The 21,129-nt window shown below is 65.7% G+C and carries 22 protein-coding genes and 2 pseudogenes; 8 read left to right on the top strand and 16 right to left on the bottom strand.

The window, feature by feature from the left end; all coding sequences use genetic code 11:
* The first annotated feature begins 44 nt into the window (after positions 1 to 44).
* Positions 45 to 3,197 (top strand): efflux RND transporter permease subunit, encoded by a 3,153-nt coding sequence (locus KM135_RS10865; RefSeq protein WP_221714025.1) that lies wholly within the window; start codon positions 45 to 47, stop codon positions 3,195 to 3,197.
* An 83-nt stretch (positions 3,198 to 3,280) separates the two neighbouring features.
* The gene (locus KM135_RS10860; RefSeq protein ID WP_246605942.1) at positions 3,281 to 4,519 is read left to right on the top strand and encodes a DUF445 domain-containing protein; all 1,239 of its coding nucleotides are present in this window, start codon (positions 3,281 to 3,283) and stop codon (positions 4,517 to 4,519) included.
* Between the two features lie 65 nt (positions 4,520 to 4,584).
* On the opposite strand, the gene KM135_RS10855 is transcribed toward KM135_RS10860, so the two are convergent.
* Positions 4,585 to 4,974, bottom strand: a complete 390-nt coding sequence (locus tag KM135_RS10855; RefSeq protein WP_221714024.1) for a hypothetical protein — start codon at positions 4,972 to 4,974, stop codon at positions 4,585 to 4,587.
* Positions 4,975 to 5,104: 130 nt separating this feature from the next.
* Here KM135_RS10855 and KM135_RS10850 point away from each other — a divergent pair, with 130 nt between their 5' ends.
* On the top strand, positions 5,105 to 5,896 hold the full coding sequence (locus KM135_RS10850; RefSeq protein ID WP_221714023.1) for a helix-turn-helix domain-containing protein: 792 nt from the start codon (positions 5,105 to 5,107) through the stop codon (positions 5,894 to 5,896).
* 400 nt (positions 5,897 to 6,296) lie between these two features.
* On the opposite strand, the gene KM135_RS10845 is transcribed toward KM135_RS10850, so the two are convergent.
* The 5 genes from KM135_RS10845 to KM135_RS10825 form a co-directional block, all read right to left on the bottom strand.
* Positions 6,297 to 7,115 (bottom strand): NRDE family protein, encoded by an 819-nt coding sequence (locus KM135_RS10845; RefSeq protein WP_221714022.1) that lies wholly within the window; start codon positions 7,113 to 7,115, stop codon positions 6,297 to 6,299.
* A 9-nt stretch (positions 7,116 to 7,124) separates the two neighbouring features.
* Complete coding sequence (locus KM135_RS10840) at positions 7,125 to 7,592, bottom strand: hypothetical protein (protein WP_221714021.1); 468 nt, start codon at positions 7,590 to 7,592, stop codon at positions 7,125 to 7,127.
* A gap of 92 nt (positions 7,593 to 7,684) precedes the next feature.
* The gene (gene hemW / locus KM135_RS10835; RefSeq protein WP_221714020.1) at positions 7,685 to 8,833 is read right to left on the bottom strand and encodes a radical SAM family heme chaperone HemW; all 1,149 of its coding nucleotides are present in this window, start codon (positions 8,831 to 8,833) and stop codon (positions 7,685 to 7,687) included.
* A 30-nt stretch (positions 8,834 to 8,863) separates the two neighbouring features.
* On the bottom strand, positions 8,864 to 9,298 hold the full coding sequence (locus tag KM135_RS10830) for a hemerythrin domain-containing protein (protein WP_221714019.1): 435 nt from the start codon (positions 9,296 to 9,298) through the stop codon (positions 8,864 to 8,866).
* Between the two features lie 127 nt (positions 9,299 to 9,425).
* The gene (locus KM135_RS10825) at positions 9,426 to 9,860 is read right to left on the bottom strand and encodes a hypothetical protein (RefSeq protein ID WP_221714018.1); all 435 of its coding nucleotides are present in this window, start codon (positions 9,858 to 9,860) and stop codon (positions 9,426 to 9,428) included.
* A 151-nt stretch (positions 9,861 to 10,011) separates the two neighbouring features.
* Between KM135_RS10825 and KM135_RS10820 the strand changes: the two genes are divergently transcribed.
* Positions 10,012 to 10,527: a CAP domain-containing protein gene (locus KM135_RS10820; RefSeq protein WP_221714017.1), complete on the top strand. Its 516-nt coding sequence runs from the start codon at positions 10,012 to 10,014 to the stop codon at positions 10,525 to 10,527.
* Positions 10,528 to 10,671: 144 nt separating this feature from the next.
* Here KM135_RS10820 and rdgB read toward each other — a convergent pair whose 3' ends face one another.
* From rdgB to KM135_RS10805, 3 genes are all read right to left on the bottom strand, one after another.
* Positions 10,672 to 11,295, bottom strand: a complete 624-nt coding sequence (gene rdgB, locus KM135_RS10815) for an RdgB/HAM1 family non-canonical purine NTP pyrophosphatase (protein ID WP_221714016.1) — start codon at positions 11,293 to 11,295, stop codon at positions 10,672 to 10,674.
* Between the two features lie 10 nt (positions 11,296 to 11,305).
* Positions 11,306 to 12,022 carry a ribonuclease PH gene (rph, locus tag KM135_RS10810; RefSeq protein WP_221714015.1) on the bottom strand — a complete coding sequence of 239 codons (717 nt, stop codon included), beginning with the start codon at positions 12,020 to 12,022 and terminating at the stop codon, positions 11,306 to 11,308.
* A gap of 183 nt (positions 12,023 to 12,205) precedes the next feature.
* Positions 12,206 to 12,856, bottom strand: coding sequence for a DUF4304 domain-containing protein (locus KM135_RS10805; protein WP_221714014.1), 651 nt, complete (start codon positions 12,854 to 12,856; stop codon positions 12,206 to 12,208).
* A 155-nt stretch (positions 12,857 to 13,011) separates the two neighbouring features.
* On the opposite strand from KM135_RS10805, the gene hrcA reads away from it, so the two are divergent.
* Positions 13,012 to 14,055, top strand: a complete 1,044-nt coding sequence (gene hrcA / locus KM135_RS10800; RefSeq protein WP_221714013.1) for a heat-inducible transcriptional repressor HrcA — start codon at positions 13,012 to 13,014, stop codon at positions 14,053 to 14,055.
* Positions 14,052 to 14,651 (top strand): nucleotide exchange factor GrpE, encoded by a 600-nt coding sequence (gene grpE / locus KM135_RS10795; protein ID WP_246605940.1) that lies wholly within the window; start codon positions 14,052 to 14,054, stop codon positions 14,649 to 14,651. Before hrcA ends, grpE begins: the two co-directional genes overlap by 4 nt.
* Positions 14,652 to 14,704: 53 nt before the next feature.
* Here grpE and KM135_RS20205 read toward each other — a convergent pair.
* Together KM135_RS20205 and KM135_RS19760 are read right to left on the bottom strand one after the other, a co-directional pair.
* A pseudogene (locus KM135_RS20205) lies at positions 14,705 to 14,803 on the bottom strand (PEPxxWA-CTERM sorting domain-containing protein); the annotation flags it as partial.
* An 84-nt stretch (positions 14,804 to 14,887) separates the two neighbouring features.
* Positions 14,888 to 15,838 (bottom strand): annotated as a pseudogene (locus KM135_RS19760) (NF038122 family metalloprotease); the annotation flags it as partial.
* A gap of 423 nt (positions 15,839 to 16,261) precedes the next feature.
* Here KM135_RS19760 and KM135_RS10785 point away from each other — a divergent pair.
* On the top strand, positions 16,262 to 17,746 hold the full coding sequence (locus KM135_RS10785; RefSeq protein WP_221714012.1) for a methyl-accepting chemotaxis protein: 1,485 nt from the start codon (positions 16,262 to 16,264) through the stop codon (positions 17,744 to 17,746).
* Here KM135_RS10785 and KM135_RS10780 read toward each other — a convergent pair.
* From KM135_RS10780 to KM135_RS10760, 5 genes are all read right to left on the bottom strand, one after another.
* Positions 17,743 to 18,249: an arsinothricin resistance N-acetyltransferase ArsN1 family B gene (locus KM135_RS10780; RefSeq protein WP_221714011.1), complete on the bottom strand. Its 507-nt coding sequence runs from the start codon at positions 18,247 to 18,249 to the stop codon at positions 17,743 to 17,745. The two genes, KM135_RS10785 and KM135_RS10780, sit on opposite strands and share 4 nt — an antisense overlap.
* Before the next feature lie 21 nt (positions 18,250 to 18,270).
* Positions 18,271 to 19,023: an SDR family oxidoreductase gene (locus KM135_RS10775; RefSeq protein ID WP_221714010.1), complete on the bottom strand. Its 753-nt coding sequence runs from the start codon at positions 19,021 to 19,023 to the stop codon at positions 18,271 to 18,273.
* Between the two features lie 20 nt (positions 19,024 to 19,043).
* The gene (locus tag KM135_RS10770) at positions 19,044 to 19,361 is read right to left on the bottom strand and encodes a heavy metal-binding domain-containing protein (protein WP_221714085.1); all 318 of its coding nucleotides are present in this window, start codon (positions 19,359 to 19,361) and stop codon (positions 19,044 to 19,046) included.
* A 64-nt stretch (positions 19,362 to 19,425) separates the two neighbouring features.
* Positions 19,426 to 20,103 (bottom strand): glutathione S-transferase family protein, encoded by a 678-nt coding sequence (locus KM135_RS10765; RefSeq protein WP_221714009.1) that lies wholly within the window; start codon positions 20,101 to 20,103, stop codon positions 19,426 to 19,428.
* A 33-nt stretch (positions 20,104 to 20,136) separates the two neighbouring features.
* On the bottom strand, positions 20,137 to 20,376 hold the full coding sequence (locus KM135_RS10760; RefSeq protein WP_221714008.1) for a DUF2312 domain-containing protein: 240 nt from the start codon (positions 20,374 to 20,376) through the stop codon (positions 20,137 to 20,139).
* A 121-nt stretch (positions 20,377 to 20,497) separates the two neighbouring features.
* Between KM135_RS10760 and KM135_RS10755 the strand changes: the two genes are divergently transcribed.
* Entirely contained in the window at positions 20,498 to 21,118 is a 621-nt protein-coding gene (locus tag KM135_RS10755; protein WP_221714007.1) for a LysE family translocator, read from the top strand.
* Positions 21,119 to 21,129 lie beyond the last annotated feature (11 nt).

The raw sequence follows: 21,129 nt of genomic DNA, 5'->3' as shown, positions 1-21,129 counted from the left end.
CGGCCGATGGGCCGGGTGCGACAGGTTGAAGCAGGACGGGACAGATGGGTTTTCGCAATATTTCGGCCTGGTGCATTCGCAATCCCGTGCCGCCGATCGTCATGTTCCTGGGCCTGCTGCTTGCCGGCGTCATCTCGTTCATCAACATGGCGGTGGTCGATAGCCCCGACATCGATTTCCCGGCGGTCGAGATTTCGATCAGCCAGCCCGGCGCCGCGCCGACCGAGATCGAGACGCAGATCACACAGCGGGTCGAGGCTGCGGTCCGCGCGCTGAACGGCGTCGATGAGATCCAGTCGACGGCGCGCGAGGGGGGCAGCGACACGTTCGTGCAGTTCCAGATCGGCGTCGACCCGAATGTCGCAACGCAGGAAGTCAAGAATGCCGTCGATCAGATCCGGTCGGATCTGCCGGACGGCATTCTCGAACCTTTGGTGAGCAAGGTCGAGGTAAACGGCGGCGGCGAGATCGCGTTCTTCGCCGTGCAGGCGACCGACATGACGATCGAGCAGTTGAGCTGGTTCGTGGACGACACGGTCGCCAAGCGACTGCTCGGTATCCGGGGCATGGCGCGCGTCGAGCGCGGTGGCGGCGTCGATCGCGAGATTCGCGTCATCCTCGATCCGGCGAAAATGCAGTCGCTCGGCGTGACTGCGAGCCAAGTCAACCAGACGCTTCGGCAGGTCAATCTCAATGCGGCCGGCGGCCAGGCGGAGATCGCCGGCTCGCGCCAGTCCGTGCGTGTACTCGGCAACGCGCAGTCGGCCTATGATCTGAGCCAGACCCAGATTTCGCTCGGCAACGGCCGTTCGGTGCTGCTTTCCGAGATCGCCAAGGTCACGGACGGCTATGGCGAGCAGAAGCGGCTCGGCAAGGTCGAGGGCAAGCAGGTCGTCACCTTCTCGATCCAGCGCGCCAAGGGCGCTTCGGACGTCAACGTCTATGACGAGGCGATCGCGACGCTGGACAAGATCGAAAAGGAGAATCCGGGCCTCAAGTTCCGCCAGCTCTTCACCAGCGTGAACTACACCAAGGACCAGTATTCGAGCTCGATGCACGCCATCATCGAAGGCGCGGTGCTGGCTGTCATCGTGGTGTTCATCTTCCTGCGCGACTGGCGCGCGACGGCGATCAGCGCCATCGCCATTCCGCTGGCGGCCATCCCGACCTTCTTCTTCATGGACATCATGGGGTTCAACCTGAACTTCCTCTCGCTCCTCGCGCTGGGCCTGGTCGCCGGCGTGCTGGTCGATGACGCCATCGTGGAGATCGAGAACATCGTGCGCCACATGCGCATGGGCAAGACGGCCTATCAGGCCTCGATCGACGCGGCCGACGAGATCGGCCTTGCCGTCGTCGCGACGACTTTCTCGATCGTCGCGGTATTCCTGCCGGTCGCGCTGATGCCGGGCATCTCGGGTCAGTTCTTCAAGAACTTCGGCTTCACCGTCGTCATCTCGGTGCTGATCTCGCTGGCCGTGGCCCGCATGATCACGCCGATGATTGCCGCCTATTTCCTCGAGCATCATGGCGAGGCGAAGCACGGCGAAGGCTGGCTGATGGATCGCTACATGAGCCTGCTCGCCTGGGCGCTCGATACCAAACGTGCCAAGGCCTATGCCCACGGCGGCGGCATCGGCCGGCGCATCGCCGCGAAATTCCTCGACCATCGCGTGTGGATGATGGGCTTCGGCCTCGCGGCGTTCCTGCTGACGGTCGCGCTGCTCGCGATGATGCCGCAGCAGTTCGAGCCCAACCAGGACCAGGACTTCAGCCGCATCAACATCGAGATGGTGCCGGGCACGACGGTTCGGCAGACCGAGATCGTCATCGATCGCGTGGCGGATCTGATCAACGCGCAGCCCGAAGTCGAGACTGCGATGGAGAACATCCGCGAGGGCAATGGCCGCATCTTCATCACGCTGAAGAAGAACCGCAAGCGTTCCTCCATCGAGTTCGAGCGCGATCTGGCGCCGAAGCTGGCCGAGTTCCCGGATGCGCGCGTCAGCTTCGCCTCGCAGCAGGGCGGGTTCGGCACCGGCCGCGATATCTCCGTGATGCTCAACGGCTCCGATCCCAGGCAGCTGGAGCAAACGGCGGCGATACTGGTCGAGCAGATGAAGAAGATGCCCGAGGTGGTAGCGCCGCGCGTCACCGCCGACATGCAGCGCCCCGAGCTCATCATCAAGCCGCGCCTCGATCTGGCAGCGCAGCTCGGCGTGACGACGCAGTCGCTCAGCCAGACGATCCGCATCGCGACGCTCGGCGACATCGACCAGAACAGCGCGAAATTCTCGCTCTCCGATCGTCAGGTGCCGATCCGCGTGATGCTGCCCGAAGTGTCGCGGCGCGATCTCTCGACCATCGAGAACCTGCCGGTGCAGACCACGAGCGGCACGTCGGTGCCGCTCAGCCGCGTGGCCGAGATCAGCTTCGGCGCCGGGCCGACCCAGATCCAGCGTTATGCGCAGATGCGCCGCATCTTCGTGGGCGCGGACCTCGCGAAGGACCAGGTCAAGGGCCCGGTCATGCAGAAGATCAACAATCTGCCGATCATGAAGAACCTGCCGCAAGGCGTCTCGAACCAGGCGGTCGGCAGCGACAAGTGGCAGCAGGAGCTGATCGTCAACTTCATCATCGCGGTCGCGTCCGGCGTGCTGCTGGTGTTCGCGGTGCTGGTGCTGCTCTACAAGCGCTTCATCTCGCCGCTGGTGAACATGTGCTCGCTGGCGCTGGCGCCGCTGGGCGGCCTGCTGTTCCTGCTCATGCTGGGCGAGCCGATCTCGCTGCCGGTCTATATCGGCCTGCTGATGCTGCTCGGCATCGTCGCGAAGAACTCGATCCTGCTGATCGACTTCGCGCTCGAGGAGATGGACCGCGGCGTGCCGAAATATGAGGCGATCATGGAAGCGGGCCACAAGCGTGCCCAGCCGATCGTGATGACCACCGTGGCCATGACCGCGGGCATGATCCCGACCGCCCTGTCGCTCACCGGTGACGGCGCATGGCGTTCGCCAATGGGTATCACGGTGATCGGCGGTCTGGTGCTGTCCACGCTGCTGACGCTCGCCATCGTGCCGGCTGCCTTCAGTCTGGCCGACGGCATGGAGAAGCGCCTCGGCCCATGGCTGCGCCGCCGCCTGCTCACTTATGACGGCAAGGCTGAGGAACCCACTGCGCCTCAGCCTGCGGAATAGCGGGAACCAAAGCCATCGCGCGGGCTTGTCACCATGTCGCATGAGCGGCATGACAGGACAGTGATGCTCGGCGAGAGGGACGCATGACCCGCATGGCGGTGAACGGTGGACGGCAGATGCGTATTGTCGCCACCGGTCTGCTTGTTGCCATGGCCGCACTCTACATCGCGGCCCGGCAATTCGAGCATGTCCATCCGGCGGTCGGCTTCATCCGCGCCTTTGCCGAGGCGGCGATGGTTGGTGGCCTGGCCGACTGGTTCGCGGTGACGGCGCTGTTCCGCCATCCGCTCGGCCTGCCGATCCCGCACACAGCGATCATCCCGCGCAACAAGGACAGGATCGGCGAGACGCTGGCCTCGTTCCTGCGCGACAATTTCCTGACGCCCGCCGTCGTGGCGCGGCGCATGGCGCGGCTCGACGTGGCGGGCGCGGCCGGGCGGTTGCTCGCGGCGCCGTCGGGCGGCGACGACCGCTTGCGGCGCGGCGCCTCGCGCCTCATCGCCGATAGTCTCGATGCGCTCGATGACGAGCGGCTGGGCGGCATGATCAAGAGCGCGCTCACGCAGCGCATCGGCCAGCTCAAGGTCGCGCCGTTGCTCGGCCAGCTCCTCACCGCGGCGATGAAGGACGGGCGCCACCAGCCGGTACTCGATGCGCTGATTCGCTGGGCGGCGCACACGCTCGAAGCCAATAGCGCGATGATCCACCAGATCGTCCACGAGCGCTCCGGCTCGATCATGCGCTGGACGGGGCTGGACGAGACGTTGGCGACCAAGATCATCGAAGGTCTCGACAAGCTGTTGCAGGAGGCGGCGGTCGATCCCGAACATCGCTTGCGCGTCAAGGTAGAAGAAGGGCTGATGACGCTCGCCTTCGACCTGCAGCACGATGCCGCGATGCAGGCGCGGGTAGACCGCATTCGTGATGAGATGGTGGCCAACCCGGCCATGCAGCGCTGGCTCGATGGCCTCTGGCAGGCCGCGCGCGAGGCGCTCCTCCGGGCCGCGCGTGATCCTGATGCGGTGCTGGCCGGGCGGCTCGGCGAGTTCACGCGCCAGATCGGCGAAACGCTGCGCGACGACCCCGGCCTGCGGCATCTGGTCAACCGCTTCGCTCGCCGCGTCGCCGCCGGCACGGCCGCGCGCTATGGCGGCAACATCGTGACTTTGGTGTCCGAGACGGTGCGTGGCTGGGATGCGCAGACGGTCACGGATCGGCTGGAAAATGCCGTGGGGCGCGACCTTCAGTATATCCGGATCAACGGCACGCTGGTGGGTGGTCTGGTCGGTGTCGCGCTGCATACGCTGGCGGTGCTGTTCTGAGATCAGGACAGGGCCGGGCAGAACCGTCGTTCGCGCCCGGCCCTGAGTTGCCGCGACCCAAGGGATCAGGCGGCGAGGGCGGGGCGCTGCATGGCCTGCGCTTCGAGTGTCGCCAGCACCGCGACGACGGCGGCCTGCGCGGCGAGGAAGATCCAGCCGAGCGCGTTTGGCGTCACGAAACCGAGCGCGGGAAGCAGCAGGCTTGCGATCACCCAGCCGATATTGCCGAGGACGACGAGGCCGGCCGCGGCGGCAGGCACTGGCCGGAGGCGGGCGCTGAGCGCCATGAAGGCGGCGATCGGCAGCAGCACGGCACCGGCCCAGAACAGGAAGGACGCGGGCAGAGCAGTGAGCGCCGCAACCGGCCCGGCGGCGACCATCAGCAACACGCCCATCGCGGCGCACGTGATGGCATCGATCGCCAGCAGGCCATTGAGGCTGAACATCTTCGACATCGTATTTCTCCTCGTTCGGGGCACGGTGGGAGGGCCGCGCCGTTGAGGGAAGACTCGGGCGAATCGGTTCTCAAGTCGATTACCTGCCAGGTCATTGAAAGGTGGATGGGCTCTCTCTAGCCTGCGCTGCATGACCGAGATGCCTACCCAATTCGGCGAATTGCTGCGCGTCTGGCGCGGGCGCCGCCGCTACAGCCAGCTCGCGCTCGCGCTCGACACCGAGATTTCGCAGCGGCACCTCAGCTTCATCGAATCCGGGCGGTCGAAGCCCAGCCGGGAGATGGTGTTGCGGCTTGCCGAGCAGCTCGCCCTGGAGCCGCGCGGCCGCAACGAACTGCTGCTGGCCGCGGGCTTCGCGCCGGTGCATCCGGAGCGGGCTTTCGACGCGCCGGACTTCGCCGCCGCGCGCGAGGCGATCGCGCTGCTGTTGCGCTGCCATATGCCCAATCCGGCGCTGGCGGTGGACAGGCACTGGAACCTGCTGATGGGCAATCAGGCGGCGCACGCCTTCCTTGCCGGGTGCGCTGAGCATCTGATCGCGCCGCCGATCAATGTGCTGCGGCTCAGCTTGCACCCCGAGGGGCTGGCAGGGCGCATCCTCAACCTGCCCGAGTGGCGAGCGCATGTGCTGGCGCGGCTCTCGCGCGACGTCGAGATTTCAGCCGATGCGCAGCTTGCCGAGTTGTTGACCGAGCTGGAGAGCTACCCCGTGCCCCGGCACCATGGCCGCACAGCGCCCGCGATCGACGACGGCAGCCTCGTCGTGCCGCTGCGACTCGACAGCCCCGCAGGACCGCTGTCTTTCATCAGCACCACGACCTTGTTCGGCACGGCCGTGGACGTGACCTTGTCCGAAGTCACGATCGAAACGTTTCTACCTGCGGACGCGGAAACGGCGCGGATATTGACAGATCTGGCGTGATGAGATCGCTCCCCGGTAATGAAAAATCATTATATCCGAGCAGCTTATCGCCTTAACTTCGCTAAGTTCACACGTATCGCGCATAGCGGACGCGCGAAACTTTGCTTCGGGGCGAGCGAAGGGCACGGTTTTCTGCGGATTTTTACGGGGTCAAAGAACAGCGGATCGTGCGCCGGGTGCATTTGCGATGGCATGAAATGGAGTGAGTAGGACAGAGCGTTTTGCGGCTGGCCTGGTTCGATCCGTGCTCTTTGCGAGCCGGATGCGGGATGGGTGGGCAATGGGGCAGGGAGGTTACGACGACACAACGGCCTTAACCCCTCCTCTGAAGATGAAGGAAGATCAAAGCCCGCTCTCCACCGCGTTTCGGCAGTTGGGATAGCGGCCAAATTCCCCAGACCTATCGTCCACCCGCCAGCGTGATCAGCGGCGGCCAGCGGAATTGCGCGAGGCTTTCGCCGGTCTGGCCGCCGTCCGGATCGAACCGGCGCTCGATCATGTGGCCGGTGCCGTCTGTGGCGATGGCGACCACCGTGCTGCAGCGCGTGCCATAGACGGGTCTGCGGATGAAGATCGGCGAGGTCTGCGCTTCCTGCGGGACGTCCGAGGGCTGGTCCGGCGCGACGCCCAAGGGCGGCAGGGTCTCGCTGCGCAGGGCTGAGAAGAGCGGCGCGAAATCGTCGGCATCGCCCACGAGCCAATCGGCCATCGCGGCCTTGAGCTGGAGCATCTTGGGCCAGGGCGCATCGAAGGCACCGTTCGACACGCCATGGATGCCCGACGTCAGCGGGACGGGCACGACGCGGCGGCGCCACAGGCCAAGCGGGCCGCGCTGGATCGGCCGGTTGGTCAGAAAGAGCGCCTGTGCCGGATCGGCGAGGATGAGATTGAACGGATTGAACGTCGCGGGATCGATCCTGGCCGGATCATTGTGCGACCCGTTCCGGGTCAGCAGATCGCTCACCAGTGCCCCGCGCGAGGCTCTCCCCGCTTCGGGCGGGCCATAGCCACGCAGATTGGTGACGACGGCGAGCCGCCCCTGATCGGAAATGCCGAGCCAGGTGCCGCCCGCCTCCAGATCGCGCCCGGCGATGACGTGGGTCGCGTCGGGCCAACGCGCGATTGCCGCCGCCGGCCGCGCGTGCAGTTCGTCACGATTGCCGGCAAGCACGAGGCGCCAGTGCGGATGGGCATTCCAGGCGAAGGCGAGCACGCACATGGCCGGGCCTCACTCGCTCCTGGGTGCGGGGCCTTGCCGCCGGTATCGAAGTGTCAGCCCGTCGATCCATGTCTCGCCGTCGCGCCGTTGCTGAACGACCTCGAAGCTGTCGAGATCGATCCGGGTCCAGACCGTGCGGTGTTGCGGGGGTGGAGCGGTCGCACCTCCATCGGCCGTGAACAGGATCTTGCCATCCTCCATCCGGCCGATCATGCGGCCGTGCCGGCCCGAACTCCCCCAGTAGAGGAAATCGATCCGCCGCTTCGCCTCATCCCAGACCAACAGCGAGTCGCCACGATAGGGCGGGGTGGCGTCCGGCGTCGAAATCTCGATCGTGCCGCGCAGAAAGCGATCATATTGCGCGCGATAGCATTGCGTGTCGCGTACGCCCTTGGGCGCTGTGGCCGACCAGCACGACCCAGCGAGCGTTCCCATCCAGTCATAGGCGCCGGCGGGCAAGTCGGCGAATGCCGGCATCGAGACCGCTGCCCCGCCCAAACCCACCACGTGGAAGAGTCGCCGCAGCGTCGTCTTCCCGGACTTTGATCGTGGTGAAACAGGCCGATGCGTCAGCATGCGACGATCTCCGTCAGGATGCGATCGAGCAGCAGCATGCCCGCGGGCGTGGTGGCAAGGCGGTCCCCGTCGCGACGCAGCAGCCCGTGGCGCTCCAGCTGCGCGACGGCATCGGTATCGACGAGCGCGGCCTGCGGTGTGCCGATGCGCGCGGCGAGCGCCCGGAGATCAACGCCTTCGGCAAGACGCAATCCCATCATCAGCGCTTCGCCCGCCTGCTCGGCCGGTTCCAGCGCACGCTCCTCGGACAGGCCATGGGCATTGCGGGCAAGCGCGCTCATCCAGTTCTCGGGCTTGCGGTGCCGGATTGTGGCGACACCGCCGCGCCGCCCGTGCGCGCCGGGGCCGACGCCAGCATAATCGCCATAACGCCAGTAAGCGAGATTGTGGCGGCTTTCCTGACCCGGCTCGGCATGATTGGATACTTCATAGGCCGGGCGCCCGGCCGCACTCGTCATGGCCTGTGTCAGCTCGAACAGCTCTGCGGCATGATCTGGGTCGGCGGGCACGAAATCGCCTTTGCGGACATCGGTCTCGAAGCGCGTGCCCGGCTCGATGGTGAGCTGATAGAGCGAGAGATGATCGGTGCCGAAGGCGAGGGCGCGGGTCAGTTCGGCTTCCCAATCGGCCGCGCTCTGGCCCGGGAGGGCATAGATGAGATCGAGGCTCACCCGATCGACGCATCCCTGCGCCGCCTCAAGCGCGGCTAGCCCTTCGCGCACGTCATGCGCGCGGCCGAGGAAGCGCAGCGCCGCATCGTCCAGCGCCTGCAGGCCGAGCGAGAGCCGGTTGACACCGGCCTGGGCGGCCTGCGCGAAGCGGGCGGCCTCGGCGCTGTTGGGATTGGCCTCCATCGTGATCTCGATATCGGGGGCGAAGGACCAGTGGCCGGCGGCGGCGTCGATCAGCGCCTCGATTGTCTCGGGCGGCATGAGCGAGGGCGTGCCACCGCCGAAGAAGATGGAGCCGAGCATGCGCCCCGGCAGCATGTCCGCCTCATAAGCGAGATCGCGCAGGAGCGCATCGCGCCAGGCGGGCTGGTCGATGCTCTCGCGGACATGGCTGTTGAAGTCGCAATAGGGGCATTTGGCGACGCAGAATGGCCAGTGGATATAGAGGGCGAGAGGCGCCGCGTCGGTCATGCCCCCGCTATAGCGCCGCGGCGGGGAAAGTCAGCCCGTCCGCTCGGGGCTCTTGCCGTTCAGCAGGCGCAGCGCCGGCCAGTAGAGCAGATTTTCCTCGCGGGTCGTCATCTTGCGCAGAAAGTCGATCATGCCGACCAGCGCTTCGGCATAGCCCGCCCGGTCAAGCTCGACGGACTGGAGCGTCCAGCTGCGCACATGATCGGAATAGGTCCTGTGGCCGGCCCGGATATCTGAGATCAGGGCTGCGGCTCCCGGAATCTCGTCGATCCGGCCGGAAGCGACCAGAGGCTTGATGATCACATCGTCTTCGTGGCGCAAATGGCCAAGCGCGATATTGGCGACGCGGACGCGCAATTGCGCGATTTCCTCGATCGGCGTGCGCGGCACCCGCCGCACCATCGCCAGCAATTCCTCCGCGGCGGCGATCAGTGCCTTATGCTCTTCGAACAGTTCAGCCGCCATGGCCGCCTACTCCCGCTGTTGTTTCCCCTTGGAACCTCGATGCGTTCACAATCTGACTTTTCGGTAAATTGATCATACGAATTGACGATATTGCCCATTGTCGAGCCCGTGCGTCGTAGCGCGCCTTCTAATGGACCCGACAGGCCGCATCGTGGCGCAGCAGCGCGATGACGGGCCGATAGAGCTGCTCTTCCTCGCGCGCGGTGACCTCCCGGATGAAGGCGACCATTTCGTCCAGAGCGGCGGCATAGCCATCGCGGTCGGCCTCGACTGCGGCCATGGTCCACCGGCTGGCATATTCGGCTGAAATCCGGCGGGTCTCGCGAAAGTCCTCGATAATCGCTTCCGCGTCGGGCAGTTCGCAGGCACGACCGCTTGTCAAAAGAGGCTGCACGATCAATTCGTCCTCCGCCTGCAGATGCGCGATGCCGAGCCGGCCGAGGCGCGCGCGCGCCAGCGCGATTTCCTCGATGCTCGCGCGCGGCTCGCGACGGACAAGCGTCAGCAACTCCTCGGCCATTGCGATCAATTGCCGATGCTGTTCGAACAGCTTAGCAGCCATGGCTGCCATCCCCCTGTGTTCCGGACCGCGACGATATCCCTCTCTACCGCGCAATCCCGGCCCGTTCGTTAAAGTTCCCGGCCGTAGCGTCAAGTGCAGACTTGGCACCCTGGCTGGCATTGGGCGGAGCGGGGGCTTATAGGCTGGGGCGATGCAAATCGGGGAGGACCAGCAGCCGCGCCGCACGCTCGCGATCTTCGTCTGCCTGCTGCTCGCCGTCGGACCGCACAGCCTCTCCACGGCACAGACGGCCCGGCGCGGAACCGTGCGCGACACGGCGGCCCTGCGCGCGGCGATGCTGACCGCGATCCAGCTGGCGGCCGAGGCCGATCCTGTTGCCGCGCATGGCAAGCAGCCCGGAGCGATGGGCGCCAAGCCGCGCGGCGAAAATCTCTGGACGGGGTCGCGCGGCGCCTACAGCTACGCCGCGATGGCGCGGGCCTGGCTGGACGAGCGCGTCCATTATGTCGATGGCGTCATGCCGGACATATCGAGCAGCGGAAACTGGCTCGACGTCGGCCATTATTCGCAGATGATCTGGAAGACGACGACGATGGTCGGCTGCGCGGTCGTTTCGGATGCCAGGCGCGATCTGCTGGTCTGCCGCTACGATCCGCCGGGGAATATTGCGGGGCGGAACCCGCTGACGGGCGCGCGGCGGCCTTGAGGCAGACTCCAAATCCTCTCCCGCAAGGGGAGGTGGCAGCGCGAAGCGCTGACGGAGGGGGCCGTCCTGCAGCGGGATACCCCTCCACCACCGCCTTTGGCGGCGGTCCTCCTCCCCTTGAGGGAGGGGAGGATTTGAAGGGCTTCAGAACAGGGCGGCGACGAGCTTCTCGAAAGCTTTCGCGCGGTGGCTGATGGCATGTTTGGCGGCCGGCTCCATCTGCGCAAAGGTGAGCGCCGCATTGCGCGGCTGGAAGACGGGATCGTAGCCGAAGCCCATCGTTCCGCGCGGCGGCCAGACCAGGCTGCCCTCGGCGCGGCCCTCGAACAGGACGGTCTCGCCATCGGGCCAGGCGAGGCAGAGCGTGCAGACGAAGGCGGCGCTGCGATCCACGGCCGGGCCCTGCTGGGCGAGCAGGCCCTCGACCTTGCCCATCGCCATGTACCAGTCGCGGCCCGGCTCGCCCTCGAACCATTGCCGCTCGGCCCAGTCGGCGGTGTAAACGCCCGGGCGGCCGCCGAGCGCGGCGACTTCGAGGCCGCTGTCGTCGGCGAGCGCGGGGAGGCCGGAGGCGGTGGCCGAAGCAAGCGCCTTCAGCGCGGCATTCTGCGCGAAGGTCGTGCCGGTCTCGTCCGGCTCGGGCAGGCCGAGCGATCCGGCCGACACTGGCTCTATGCCATGCGGCCCCAGCAGCGCGGTGATCTCGCGCACCTTGCCCTCATTGTGGCTGGCGATGACGAGGTGGCCGGGGGTGAGTTTTCGGGTCATGGGTTGAGGATCAGCGCCCCGTGGCCTTGTCCTGCGCGGCGAAGATGTTCGTGCAGCCGATGCGGGCAAGGCGGAGGAGGCGGAGCAGCGCTTCCTCGTCATAGGTCGCGCCTTCGGCCGTCGCCTGCGCCTCGGCGATGTTGCCGTTCGAGAGCAGGACGAAATTGGCGTCGGCATGGGCATTGCTGTCCTCGATATAATCGAGGTCGAGCACCGGATTGCCTTCATAGATGCCGCAGGAGACGGCGGCGACCTTGGCCTGGATCGGATCGACGGCCAGCGCGCCGGAAGCCATCAGCTTATCGACCGCGATGCGCAGCGCGACCCACGCGCCGGAGATGCTCGCGGTGCGCGTGCCGCCATCGGCCTGGATGACGTCGCAATCGAGGGTGATCTGGCGTTCGCCGAGGGCCTTCAGGTCCACCACGGCGCGCAGCGAGCGGCCGATCAGGCGCTGGATTTCCTGCGTGCGGCCGGACTGCTTGCCCTTGGCCGCCTCGCGCGAGCCGCGCGTGTGCGTGGCGCGGGGCAGCATGCCATATTCGGCGGTGACCCAGCCCTCGCCCTTGCCGCGCAGGAATGGCGGCACGCGCTCCTCGACGCTGGCGGTGCAGAGCACGCGCGTATCGCCGAAGGAGACGAGGCAGCTTCCCTCGGCATGGACGGTGAAGCCCGGTTCCATGGAGATGGCACGCATTTCATCGGGCGCTCGGCCGGAAGGACGCATCGAGTCGGTACTTTCTTGAGAGGGTTCGTAAGATCGGCGCCGCTTTAGGCGAGGCGGTCGGGCAGTGGCAAGGCCGGGAACCGGGCTGGGGGCGTTAAATTGCGTCGATGCCGTGCTCCGCCGGACGCGGGAGCGCAGAGTGACCCATGAAGGGGACTGTCGGGACGCGACGCATCGCGGACGTCAAAGCCGTGAAGCGTCCCAAAGCGACAGCCCAAGCTTTTCTCTTTGTTGCACGATTGTCGAAGCAGCTTCCTGCCTGAACTTTGCCGCGTCCGATGTGAGGTTGGACATCCGCTCGGCCTTTAGATGAAGCAGCGAAGTTTGATCTCCTGAGCGGTTCAACACACGCCCGAACATCTCGGCTGCGTCATTGCTACGCCCGGCTAGCCCTGCGGCGACCCCAGCGTTGTAGGCCATCCAGCCGGGATGCGCCGGTGCCTGTCGTAGCTCCGCCCGCGCCTGCTCCAAGAGAATCTCGGCGGTATCAGGTAGGGAACTGAACATTGTCGCAAATCGCCGGGCTTCTTCGGCTGCGCTATCGGTGAGGCGTGCCGCCACCATCGCGAACTGTTCGTCCGATGCATACTCCTCGAAACTTTCCAGCCGCCCGCCGAAGTCGAAGCTTATCGTGCCTATATCCATCCAGAGCCAGTGGGCAGCGACGTTAAGATAGCTACCCTTGCTCCAAGAGCTTGGCTGGAACTCGACGACAGCGAGCCACCAAGAATGATCGAAGAACCATAAGCGCGACTGCCCCTTGCGCTGGAAGCCGAAGGGCCTGAGTCCCGTTTTCGCAGCGTTGGCAATGATCTTGTCGTGTGGACCCGGCATTTATCCTCCACGCCAAACCTAATTCCGCTTGCGCCCGCTTTCCACCCCCATCCCCGCCGTCCTATCTGCCACCAGCGGAACCTGAGATCTGACGCGAAATTCGCCTTCTTCACGCAGGGATTGCCTGACTTGGCGCAGGGCCTACATTAGCGTTCATGAACGGCCCCGGTATCGATCTGTTGAACGACCGCGCGCGCGATATTTTTCGCGTCGTCGTGGAGTCGTATCTGGGCAGCGGGACGCCGGTCGGGTCCCGCACGATCAGCCGGCTGTCCGGCCTCAATCTCTCGCCGGCCTCGATCCGCAACGTGATGCAGGATCTTGAGGAAGCGGGGCTGCTCGCTGCGCCGCATACCTCGGCGGGGCGCATGCCGACTGAGACGGGGCTGCGCCTGTTTGTCGATGCGATGATGCAGGCGGCCGAGCCGCATGACGAGGACAAGCGCGCGATCGAGCGCGAGCTGTCCGGTGAAGGGCCGATCGAGGATGCGCTGAATGCGGCGACGGCGCTGCTCTCCGGGCTGTCGGCCTGTGCGGGCCTCGTCATGGTGCCGCGCCGCGAGACGCTGGTGAAGCAGTTCAGCTTTGCCTGGCTCTCCAACACGCAGGCGCTGGCCGTGCTGGTCGGCAGCGACGGCAGTGTCGAGAATCGCGTCGTCGATCTGCCGGCGGGCACGACGCCCTCCATGCTGATCGAGGCGGCGAATTTCCTCTCTGCGCATGCCAGCGGGCGCACATTGGCCGAGGCGCAGCAATGGCTGGCGCAGCAGATCGCCGATGGCGAGCATGCGCTGGACGAGGCGGCGCAGCATCTGATCGCGCGCGGCCTCGCTGCGTGGAGTCGCGACACCGCCGACAGACCGGTTCTGATCGTGCGCGGGCAGGCCAATCTCATCGACGCCCATGCCGCGGAAGATCTGGAGCGCGTGCGGCAATTGCTCGAGGAGCTGGAAGGCAAGAGCGAGATTGCGCGCCTGCTGGACAGTGCGCGGGCAGGCGCCGCGACCAAGATCTTCATCGGATCGGAGAACAAGCTCTTTTCCCTGAGCGGCTCTTCGGTCATAGCCGCGCCCTATCGGGGGCCGGGCGGCCGCGTCGTCGGCGTGGTCGGGGTTATCGGCCCCACGCGGTTGAACTATGCCCGTGTCGTCCCCATGGTGGATTTCACGGCGCAGACCCTCACCAAATTGATGCAATGACGGATATCATGACGAACGAGACGAACAATCACGCTGGCAACCAAACTGGCGAAGAGAATGAGACACTGGCGGCCGACATCGCCGAGGGCACTGGCGAGGCCGGCGCGGGCGAAGGCGACGACGCGGCTGCGCGCATCGCCGCGCTGGAAGCGGAGCTTGCCGCCGCCAAGCAGGAAACGCTCTATGCCATGGCCGACACGCAGAATGTCCGCCGCCGGATGGAGAAGGAACTGGCCGACACGCGCTCCTATGCCGCGACAGCCTTCTCGCGCGACGTGCTCTCGGTCGCCGACAATCTGGCGCGCGCGCTGGAGGCGATCCCCGCCGAGCTGCGCGAGGACGAGAAGATCAAGAGCCTCATCACAGGCCTCGACGCGACGGCCAAGGAGCTGGAAAGCGTGTTCCGCAAGCATGGCGTCGAGAAGTTTGTCGCAGTGGGCGAGACGCTCGATCCCAACCGGCATCAGGCGATGGTCGAGATCCCCTCGAACGATGCCGCGCCGGGCACGATCATCCACGAGATGCAGGCGGGCTATATGATCAAGGACCGACTGCTGCGCCCGGCGCTGGTCGGCGTGGCCAAAGCGCCGGAGTAAGACGTCTTTCATCGTCATCCCAGCGAAAGCCGGGATGATGGATGAGGTGGTGGTCAGCCGAAGCTGACTGCCACCCGTCGCTTGCGCAGGCCGGCGCCGACGAGCGCGAAGCCGCCGATCATCATCGCCCAGCTTGCCGGCTCCGGCACCGCGCCACCGCCGGCCGCGAACATCTCCGCCGTGGTGACGCGCAGGTTGGGATTGGCCAGCGGATCGACCCGCAGGTTCCAGCCGAGCGCATCGAACATTGCCAGATCGAGCGCGGTCAGCGTGCCCATCTCGCCCTTGGCGGCGGTCGGGTCCATGATGCCGAGGCCTTCCAGCCAGTGCGAGGCCTGCTGGCCATTGCCCCAGTTCTGGCCGGTCGAGAACGCGCCGCCGAGCAGAGCGCTCGCGCCGCCGTCGATCGAGAAGAACGGATTGCCGCCGAGCGACCAGTCCAGCCCGTCCTGCGAATAGCGGAAGATGTCGGCGCCATGGCCGATCCAGTCGAGATTCCAGTCATAGCCGTCAGAGGGTGCCCAGGTGTCGTAATAGTCGACGCCCGAGGTGAAGCCGAGAATATGGCCGATTTCGTGGAAGGCCGTGAAGGTGAAGTCATAGCTGCCCGCGGCGATGCCGTCGGTTGGGTCGAAATCGAAGTTCAGGCTCGAATTGAAGAGGATCGAGCCGTCCTTGAGATCGTCGACCGTGACGAGCCCGAGCGCCTTGCCGAGCGCCCAGGTGACGCCATAGCTCGCATTGTTGTTGCTGCCGTCATTGTCGTAGATCTTGGTGAACGGGTCCGCGCCGGTCTTGTTCACGGGATCGGTGTAGCCGGGCGTCCACATGCCGATCGAGCCGGACGAGGCATCGGGCAGATTGGCGATCGCGGTCTGATCGATGGCCGAGCCGGAGGCGACATTGGCCATGGCACCCAGGATCGTCTTCACATTGTCGACATAATAATAGTTGGTCGTCGAGCCGATCGGGGCGTCGTCTCCCTGGCCATAGAAATAGGTGTCGATGCGCACTGTCGTGTCGGTCGAGATCATCGCTTCCCAATAGTCGGCGGCCTTGCGGAACGCCTTATATTGGGCGGTCGGCTCGGAAACGCCGCCGGCGTCGAGCAGCTCGATCTTGAGCGCCGAAGCCGGCGTCGAAAGGGTCGCCGCTGCCAACAGGGCAGCGACAAGGCGCTTGTGCATGATTGGTCCCCCACCTGAGCCAGGAAGATATGGTTAACGCATCCTCATGCGTCGCGCGGGAGCGGTCAACAGCAACAAGCGCGCGGGACCGCTTCTGACGGCCGATCCATGTAAAATGTTTCTATTTGGGACAGTTTGATGCCGCCAACATGGGGAAGTGTGAAAAATGGTGGGCTGGAGTCGGCTTGCGCGATCCTCTGATCTTGCCCGAGCCGTCGGCAGGAAAGCCATGACATCACGAAGTGCTTGAGAACGGGTCATTTCCGGTCGAGCGACAGGGCGGAATGGCTGGCTTTTCCTAAGGGATTTTGCTTAGGAATGCCTTTACCATAGCGCAACGCTTTGGGCCTAATGTGCAGTTCTGGCGGAAAACAGTGAGGCAAACTCACGACCCGCTTCACGAACGAACATTCGGGACGCATCATGAACCAGCACACTGACGAACGCGCGTTCATCGCCGTTTCGGAGGCGAACCAGGCCTCCTTCCCCACCATTCGCCGCTTGATCGAGAAATATGCGCCCAAGGCGCTCGAGAAGCTCTACGCGCAGATCGCGCAGAATCCAGAGGCTTCGCGGCTGCTCTCGACACAGGAAAAGCGCGACTATGCGTCCAGGGCGCAACATGAGCATTGGGTGGCGCTCTTCTCCGACCGGTTCGGCGCACAGCAGCGCGCCGCCTCGGAAAAGATCGGCCGCGTTCATTCGCGCGTCGGCCTGAAGCCGGCTTTCTATATCGGCGGTTATGCGCTCGTTCTGGAAGAGATTATCGGGCAGGCGATCCGGCGGGCCAACCCGCTTTCCCGTCTCTTCGGGCGCAAGCTCAGCCGGGATGTCGGCACGCTGGTCAAGGTCGCGCTGCTCGATATGGATGGGGCACTCGGCGCTTATTTTCAGGCGGAGGAAGAAGCGCGCACCGCGGTCACGGACTCGCTCGGCCGGGCGCTCGCCGCCGTGGCGAACGGCGATCTGCGTGCGCAGCTCGAGGAACTGCCGCCGGCCTACCGGCAAATGGAACTCGATTTCCACGACATGCGTCGGGCCATGAGCCGGACGGTCGAAGAAATGGCGGTTTCCGCGAACAATATCGATTCCGGGGCAGGCCAGATCAATTCCGCCGCGAGCGACCTTGCGAACCGCACGGAGCATCAGGCCGCCGGCATCGCCCGCACGGCCGAGGTGATGCGCACGGTCAATAGCGGTATGCAGGCGACAGCGGAGGATGTCCGCTCGGTCAATGCCAGCATTGCCGAGGTGAACGGCCAGGCGCGCGGTGGCGGTGACGTCGCGGACCAGGCAATCGAGGCCATGGACAAGATCAAGACCTCCTCGACCGAAATCGCCAAGATCACCGAGGTGATCGAGACAATCGCCTTCCAGACCAACCTGCTGGCGCTGAACGCAGGTGTCGAGGCGGCGCGCGCGGGCGACAGTGGCAAGGGCTTCGCGGTCGTCGCGAGCGAGGTCGGCGCGCTGGCCCGTCGCACGACGGATTCGGCCAAGAGCATCAAGGACCTCATCGTCAAATCGGGAGCCGACGTACTCGAAGGCGCGGATCTGGTGGTGCGCACGCGCAATGCCCTTGAGGAAATCATTCGCAAGATCGGCGACGCGACCGGTCGTGCCGAACACATTGCCGCGCAGGCCTCGACCCAGGCGGCGAGCCTTCAGGAAGTCAGCGACGAGATCGAGCGCATGGACAGCAGCACCCAGCAGAACGCAGCCATGGCCGAGCAGAGCAACGCCGCCGCGCGGGCGCTCTCGGAGGAAGCGAGTCGCATGGCCGGGGTCGTCGCGCACTTCAAGCTGGAGCGTCGCGAAGAACCGCGCAACAAGGACGTGCCTTATATCGGTCGGCCCGCTGTTGCGCAGGAGCAACCCTCCACGCGCAAGGTTGCCAATTTCAGCTAAGGCGTGTCGGAGAGCACCAGCTGCCACCAGCCGACATCGCGCCAGCCGCCCATCTTCCAGCCGACCTCGCGATAGATGCCCACCGGCGTGAAGCCCATGGCTTCGTGCAGGCCGATGCTGGCGGGGTTGGGCAGGGCAATGCCGGAGAAAACGGCATGGATGCCTTTCTCGCGGAGCAGCGGGAAGAGCGCGGCGTAAAGCGCGCGGCCGATGCCGAGGCGGGCGGCGGCGGGATCGACATAGACGGCGACGTCGGCTGACGTATCATAGGCGGCGCGGCTGCGGTGCGGGCTGGCATAGGCATAGCCGATGACGCGGCCAGCCTCGTCCTCGGCGACCAGCCAGGCATGGCTCTCGCCATAGGAGCCGATGCGCTGCGCCATGTCCTGCATGTCGGGCGGTTCGGTCTCGAAGCTCACCCAATTGTCGGTGACGAATGGGCGATAGATCTCCGCGCAGCGGGCGGCATCGGCGATGCGGGCGAGGCGGATGAGCTGCGTCATGACCTCCCTATATCACCGACGTCAGCCCCGGCCGATGAACGGCATGCCGACCGGCATCACCGTCAGGAACTGCGCATGTGCGCCGGCGGGCAGGCTGTCCATATAGACGATCGTGTCGCCGACGACGCTCGCGTCCATGACCGGCTCAGGCACCAGCCGCCCGTCCGCCTGCGGCACGCCGCTGGCGAAGCTGGAGGAGAAGGCGCTGGCCGCATTGCCGATGTCGATCTGGCCGACGGCGATGTCATATTTGCGGCCTTCCAGCGATCCCGCCTTGGTGAGGCCGGAGACGCCATGCTTGCTCGCGCAATAGGCGACGGTGTCCGGCCGGGGGCTGTAGGCGGAGATGGAGCCATTGTTGATGATGCGCCCGCCCATCGGTTCCTGCGCCTTCATCACGCGGAACGCGGCCTGCATGCACAGGAAGCTGCCGGTCAGGTTCACATCGACCACCTGCCGGAACGCGGCGATGTCCATATCCTCGATATGGAAACGCCCGCCATTGAGGCCGGCATTGTTGAACAGCAGATCGACGCGGCCGAAGCGCGCGACCGCCGCATCGAACAGCGCCTTGACCGAGGCCTCGTCCGAGACGTCTGTCGGCACGCAGAGGATCGGCTCGGGCGCACCGGGCGCGAGCGCGGCAGTCTCCTCCAGCGCCTCGGCGCGCCGGCCGGCGAGGATCAGCCTGTAGCCCCTGGCCGCGAGCGAAATGGCGACGGCGCGGCCGATGCCGCTGCCCGCGCCTGTGATGACGGCGATGCGTCCGGTCATGTCTGCCCCTTGGTCTCTGCTTAAATCTGGACGGCGGTGCCCGTGGCGGAGACCATCAGCATCGAGCCGTTGGAGCCGAGCACTTCATAATCGAGATCGACGCCGATGACGGCATTGCCGCCGAGCGAAGCGGCGCGGGCGCGCATCTCGGCGAGCGCTTCCTCGCGGGCGCGGCCGAGCACTTCCTCATAAGCGCCCGAGCGTCCGCCCACGATATCGCGCACGCTGGCGAAGAGGTCGCGGAAGAGATTGGCGCCGACGATCACCTCGCCGGTGACGATGCCGCAATAACGCTGCACCGCGCGGCCCTCGATGCCGTTGGTGGTGGTGACAATCATCTCGCTCGGGGCGCCGCCCCAGGGTCCGTCGGACATGTTCGCGTCTCTCCTCTGTCGTAAGGGGTCAGGCGGGGACCGGATGATCCAGCCGCGCCAGGATGCCGGCGAAGGCCGCCTTCATCTCGTTGCTGGTGCGCGCAAGGACCGGATCGGCCAATGCGCGATCGAGATAGGCGGTCAGGAAGCTGTGCCGTGCCAGCAAATCGCCGATCTCGGGCTGGAAGCTGGTGCCCATGGCAAGCGTCAGGAACGGGACGAGCGCGGCATCGGCCAGGCTGATCGTGTCGCCGACCGCATAAAGCGAGCCGCTGTCCTGCATCAGCCGGGCGAGGGCGACGGCGCCCCTGTCGGACTGGGCGATGCCGGCCAGCACGACCGGCTCATTCTCCGAGGCGCGAAAGATGCGGTGGACCATGGTCGGGCGCAGGCCCGCAGCGAACTCGCCGGCGGCGATCGCCTCGATCTCGCGCACACGGCCGCGGCTGGCGCGATCCTCCGGCAGCAGCGCGGGGCCGTCCAGCATCTCGTCGAGATACATGCTGATCGGCCCGGACTCGCACATATGCCCGCCATCATCGAGCGCGAGGATGGGGATGCGGCCCATGGGGCTGATCGACTGGAATTCATCGCTCTGCATCGACCCACCGGGCGGATGCTCGATCGCGAGGTCGTGGCCCTTAGCGCGGGCCACGATCAGGCAACGCTGGACGAAGGGAGAGGCGAGCGAACCGATGAGATGCATAAGCAATCCTCCTCCGGGCGGGCCGCGCGCTCCTTAGTCGAGGCCGAGCGCGGCCTTATAGGTCTCGAGCAGCGCCTCTGCTTCCTCGCGGTGATGCTTCTCCATCTTCCGCAGGCGGACGATCGAGCGCATCGTCTTCACGTCGAAGCCGGTCGCCTTGGCCTCACCATAGACGTCCTTGATGTCGTCCGCGATGCCCTTCTTCTCTTCCTCCAGCCGTTCGATACGTTCGATCAGCAGGCGAAGCTGTTCGGCGGAGATATTGTCGCTCATGAGTATTCGGGCTCCGGGAAAAGGGGGTTATAGAATCGGATGGGCCGCCCTAGCGACCGGTGCGGGGGCCTGTCCAGAAGCGATCTTTGTGTCGCGCCGTCGCGATGCTATGCGGCGCGCGATGATCGACTGGGGGCCACTTCTCAACATCGCTGCCTTGTGGCTGCTGGGCGCGATCAGCCCCGGCCCGAACTTCATGGCGGTGGCGCATCAGGCGCTCAATCACGGCCGCTCCTACGCGCTGACGGCGGTGCTGGGCGTCGCGCTGGTAAGTACGATGTGGGCGACCGCAAGCCTGTTCGGCCTTGCCCTCATCTTCAAGGCGTTCCCGGTCACGCAGCTCATCCTGCGGCTTGCGGGCAGTGCCTATCTGGTGTGGCTCGGCATCCGCTTCTGGCGCATGGCCGGCCGGTCGCCGCGCGAATCTGTGGCGAACGAGGCCGCAGGCCACAGCCTGTCGGATGCCTTCCGCGCCGGCCTCGCGACCAATCTCTCCAATGTGCGCTCGATCAGCTTCTACAGTTCGGCCTTCGCCGCTGCCGCGCCGTCGCACGCGCAGACGGCGACACTTTGGGCGACGGTGGTGCTCATCTTCCTGCTGGCGATGAGCTGGTATGGCACGGTTGCGCTGCTGCTTTCCACCGGCCCGCTCGCCAGCGCCTATCGGCAGCGCAAACTCTGGATCGACCGGATGAGCGGGACGCTGATGATCTACTTCGGGGTGCGGTTGGCCCTATCTTAGCCCCTCCCTTT

It is taken from the genome of Sphingobium xanthum (genome assembly GCF_019737615.1).
Lineage (GTDB): Bacteria > Pseudomonadota > Alphaproteobacteria > Sphingomonadales > Sphingomonadaceae > Sphingobium > Sphingobium xanthum.
This window is presented reverse-complemented; position numbering and strand designations above follow the sequence as displayed.

What these genes read in the sequence shown, in the direction of transcription:
- grpE (WP_246605940.1), top strand. Translation starts at nt 14,052, where the DNA reads ATGACGGATATCATGACGAACGAGACGAACAATCACGCTGGCAACCAA.
- KM135_RS10805 (WP_221714014.1), bottom strand. Translation starts at nt 12,856, where the DNA reads ATGCCGGGTCCACACGACAAGATCATTGCCAACGCTGCGAAAACGGGA.
- rdgB (WP_221714016.1), bottom strand. Translation starts at nt 11,295, where the DNA reads ATGACCCGAAAACTCACCCCCGGCCACCTCGTCATCGCCAGCCACAAT.
- KM135_RS10760 (WP_221714008.1), bottom strand. Translation starts at nt 20,376, where the DNA reads ATGAGCGACAATATCTCCGCCGAACAGCTTCGCCTGCTGATCGAACGT.
- KM135_RS10850 (WP_221714023.1), top strand. Translation starts at nt 5,105, where the DNA reads ATGACCGAGATGCCTACCCAATTCGGCGAATTGCTGCGCGTCTGGCGC.
- KM135_RS10755 (WP_221714007.1), top strand. Translation starts at nt 20,498, where the DNA reads ATGATCGACTGGGGGCCACTTCTCAACATCGCTGCCTTGTGGCTGCTG.
- KM135_RS10780 (WP_221714011.1), bottom strand. Translation starts at nt 18,249, where the DNA reads ATGACGCAGCTCATCCGCCTCGCCCGCATCGCCGATGCCGCCCGCTGC.
- KM135_RS10775 (WP_221714010.1), bottom strand. Translation starts at nt 19,023, where the DNA reads ATGACCGGACGCATCGCCGTCATCACAGGCGCGGGCAGCGGCATCGGC.
- KM135_RS10830 (WP_221714019.1), bottom strand. Translation starts at nt 9,298, where the DNA reads ATGGCGGCTGAACTGTTCGAAGAGCATAAGGCACTGATCGCCGCCGCG.
- KM135_RS10860 (WP_246605942.1), top strand. Translation starts at nt 3,281, where the DNA reads ATGACCCGCATGGCGGTGAACGGTGGACGGCAGATGCGTATTGTCGCC.
- hrcA (WP_221714013.1), top strand. Translation starts at nt 13,012, where the DNA reads ATGAACGGCCCCGGTATCGATCTGTTGAACGACCGCGCGCGCGATATT.
- KM135_RS10785 (WP_221714012.1), top strand. Translation starts at nt 16,262, where the DNA reads ATGAACCAGCACACTGACGAACGCGCGTTCATCGCCGTTTCGGAGGCG.
- KM135_RS10820 (WP_221714017.1), top strand. Translation starts at nt 10,012, where the DNA reads ATGCAAATCGGGGAGGACCAGCAGCCGCGCCGCACGCTCGCGATCTTC.
- KM135_RS10765 (WP_221714009.1), bottom strand. Translation starts at nt 20,103, where the DNA reads ATGCATCTCATCGGTTCGCTCGCCTCTCCCTTCGTCCAGCGTTGCCTG.
- KM135_RS10845 (WP_221714022.1), bottom strand. Translation starts at nt 7,115, where the DNA reads ATGTGCGTGCTCGCCTTCGCCTGGAATGCCCATCCGCACTGGCGCCTC.
- KM135_RS10855 (WP_221714024.1), bottom strand. Translation starts at nt 4,974, where the DNA reads ATGTCGAAGATGTTCAGCCTCAATGGCCTGCTGGCGATCGATGCCATC.
- hemW (WP_221714020.1), bottom strand. Translation starts at nt 8,833, where the DNA reads ATGACCGACGCGGCGCCTCTCGCCCTCTATATCCACTGGCCATTCTGC.
- KM135_RS10840 (WP_221714021.1), bottom strand. Translation starts at nt 7,592, where the DNA reads ATGCCGGCATTCGCCGACTTGCCCGCCGGCGCCTATGACTGGATGGGA.
- KM135_RS10770 (WP_221714085.1), bottom strand. Translation starts at nt 19,361, where the DNA reads ATGATTGTCACCACCACCAACGGCATCGAGGGCCGCGCGGTGCAGCGT.
- KM135_RS10825 (WP_221714018.1), bottom strand. Translation starts at nt 9,860, where the DNA reads ATGGCTGCTAAGCTGTTCGAACAGCATCGGCAATTGATCGCAATGGCC.
- KM135_RS10865 (WP_221714025.1), top strand. Translation starts at nt 45, where the DNA reads ATGGGTTTTCGCAATATTTCGGCCTGGTGCATTCGCAATCCCGTGCCG.
- rph (WP_221714015.1), bottom strand. Translation starts at nt 12,022, where the DNA reads ATGCGTCCTTCCGGCCGAGCGCCCGATGAAATGCGTGCCATCTCCATG.